The sequence below is a fragment of the Streptomyces nanhaiensis genome, assembly GCF_046614825.1.
GTDB lineage: Bacteria > Actinomycetota > Actinomycetes > Streptomycetales > Streptomycetaceae > Streptomyces > Streptomyces radiopugnans.
In genome coordinates this window covers 1-3119 of the sequence record NZ_JBKJFM010000293.1, presented here as the reverse complement: position 1 = coordinate 3119, position 3119 = coordinate 1, and the positions used below count along the sequence as shown (strand labels likewise).

Below are 3119 nucleotides of genomic sequence, written 5' to 3'. Positions count from 1 at the left end.
CCTCACCCGCCTCCTCACCTCCGCAGCCCACCTCCACACCCACGGCCACACCATCAACTGGCCCATCCCCCACAACCAACCCATCAACCTCCCCACCTACCCCTTCCAACACCAGCGCTACTGGATCGACGTACCGGAGACCGCGGCGGCGCACGCCCCCGCCCCCGCAACGGACATCGTCGACACGCGCTTCTGGGAGGCCGTGGAGAACGAGGACTGGGAGTCGCTCGCGGACACGCTCGACGTACCCGGCGACGCCTCACTGAGCACGGTGCTCCCGGCGCTCGCGTCCTGGCGGCAGGAGCGCAGGCGCGAGGCGACGGTGAACGACTGGCGCTATGGGATCAGTTGGAAGCCGGTGGCCGGCGGGGACGCCGCGACCGGGCTCGGCGGGACGTGGCTGGTGGTGTTCCCGGAGGGGCATGCCACCGACGATGTCGCCCGTTCGGCGGCCGAGGGGCTGGCGCGGCACGGCGCGCAGGTCGTGCCGCTGGAGCTGAACACCTCCGAGGCCGCGCGGGGTACGTACCTCGGCCTCATCGGTGAGGCACTGTCCGCGCAGGAGGCTCCGCCCGCCGGTGTGCTGTCCTTCCTCGCGCTCGACGAGGAACCCTGCCCCGCGTATCCGGCGATGTCGGCGGGTGTCGCCGGGACGCTCGCTCTCGTCCAGGCCCTCGGTGACGCCCGGCTTGAGGTGCCGGTGTGGTTCGGGACCTGCGGTGCGGTGGCCGTCGGGGCCTCGGACACCCTGACCGCCCCGGTGCAGGCGCAGGTCTGGGGCATGGGCCGGGTCGTGGCGCTGGAGCAGCCCGAGCGTTGGGGCGGTCTCGTTGATCTGCCCCGCGAGCTGGACGACCGGGCGCGGGCGCGGTTGTGCGCGGTGCTGGCCGGGCCGGCGGGCGAGGACCAGGTAGCGATCCGCCCCTCGGGCGTCTTCGCCCGGCGGCTGGTGCGGTCCCCGCTGGACGTCGCGACGCCCGACCCGGCCGCGCCCGGCTGGCGGACCAGTGGTACGGCGCTGGTGACCGGCGGCACGGGAGCGCTCGGTCCCCACATCGCGCGGTGGCTCGCGTCGAACGGGGCCGAGCATGTGGTGCTAACCAGCAGGCGCGGTCCGTCCGCCCCGGGCATGACCGAACTGGCAACGGAGCTGGACGCCGAGGGGGTCCGTCTCACGGTGGCCGCGTGCGACGCCGCCGACCGCGACGCGCTCGCGGGTGTGCTGGAGCGGCTGAAGGCCGACGGGGAGTCTCTGCGCACGGTTGTGCACGCGGCAGCCTTCATCGAGTTGGCGTCGCTCGCCGAGTCGGGGCTCGATGAGTTCGCGGACGTCCTGGCCGCGAAGGTGGGGGGCGCCGCGCACCTGGACGAGCTGCTGGGCTCCGACGACCTCGACGCGTTCGTGCTGTTCTCCTCCATCGCAGGTGTCTGGGGCAGCGGCGACCACGGCGCCTATGCCGCCGCCAACGCCTATCTAGACGCGCTCGCCGAGCAGCGCCGGGCCCGTGGTTTGAAGGCCAGCTCGATCGCGTGGGGTGTTTGGAACGTCTGGGACCCGGAGCGGCTTCCGGAGGGTGTCAAGCCTGAGCAACTTCAGGCGCGGGGGCTGCCGTTCCTCGACCCGGAGACGGCTTTCTCCGCCATGCGTCAGATCCTCACGCACGACGAGACGTTCGTGGCCGTGGCCGAGGTGGACTGGGAGCGCTTCGTCCCGGTGTTCACCTCGGCGGGACTCCGTCCGCTGCTCGCCGGTGTGCCCGAGGCGCAGCGCGAGACCGAGGCGGCCACGTCGACCTCGGCTGGTCCGGACGCGGCGAAGGTTCCGTCATCGCCGCTGCGCGATCGGCTGGAGGGTCTCGGGGCCGACGAGCGGAACCGGGTGCTGCTCGATCTGGTCCGCGCTCAGGCCGCCTCGGTCCTCGGCCATGCCTCCGGTGAGGCCGTCGAGCCCGGGCGGGCCTTCCGTGACTTGGGCTTCGACTCGTTGACCGCGGTGGAGCTGCGCAACCGGCTCACCACGGCCACCGGGCTGCGGCTGCCGGCGACGCTCGTATTCGACTACCCCTCCCCCGGTGTGCTCGCCGGTCATCTGCGGAACGAGTTCTTCGGCTCGCTGTCCGGCACGGCGCCGGCCGGGGCCGCCGCGGCGCCGTCGGCCCTGCCGGCCGCCGACGACGACCCGATCGTCATCATCGGCATGAGCTGCCGCTTCCCGGGCAGCGTGCGCTCGCCCGAGGAGCTGTGGGAACTGCTGCTGCGCGGCGACGATGTGATCTCCGGGCTGCCGACCGACCGAGGTTGGGACCTCGACGCGCTGTACGACCCGGACCCGGAGCAGCGCGGCAAGTCGTACACCCGGCACGGCGGATTCCTGTACGACGCGGCCGACTTCGACCCGGCGTTCTTCGGCATCTCGCCGCGCGAGGCGCTGGCGATGGACCCGCAGCAGCGGTTGCTTCTGGAGACGTCCTGGGAGGCCTTCGAGCGGGCCGGCATCAACCCCCAGTCCCTGCGGGGCAGTCGTACGTCCGTGTTCGCGGGCGTCAGCTACCACGACTACGGCTCGCGCCTCGGTGAGACCCCGGAGGAGATCGAGGGCTACCTCGGCACGGGCAACACCGCGAGCATCGCTTCGGGCCGTGTCTCGTACGTCCTCGGCCTCGAAGGCGCCGCAGTCACGCTGGACACGGGCTGCTCTTCGTCGATGGTCGCTCTCCATCTCGCGGCGCAGTCGCTGCGGCAGGGCGAGTCCGCGCTGGCGCTGGCCGGCGGTGTGTCCGTGATGGCGGTGCCCACCTCCTTCACCGAGTTCAGTCGGCAGCGCGGCCTGTCCGTGGACGGCCGGTGCCGGGCGTTTTCGGCGGACGCCGACGGCATGGGCATGTCCGAGGGCGTCGGCATGCTGCTGCTGGAGCGGCTGTCGGATGCGCGGCGCAACGGACACCCGGTCCTGGCCGTGGTCCGGGGTACGGCCGTCAATCAGGACGGCGCCAGCAACGGCCTGACCGCCCCGAACGGCCCCTCCCAGCAGCGGGTGATCCGCCAGGCCCTCGCCAACGCCGGCCTCACCCCCGGCCAGGTCGACGCCGTCGAAGCGCACGGCACCGGCACCAAGCTGG

1 protein-coding gene is annotated in these 3119 nt (G+C 72.7%); it reads left to right on the top strand.

The window, feature by feature from the left end; genetic code table 11:
- Positions 1-3119 (top strand): SDR family oxidoreductase (locus ACLIYP_RS29970; protein WP_412716223.1); only part of this gene is annotated, 3119 nt, incomplete at both ends.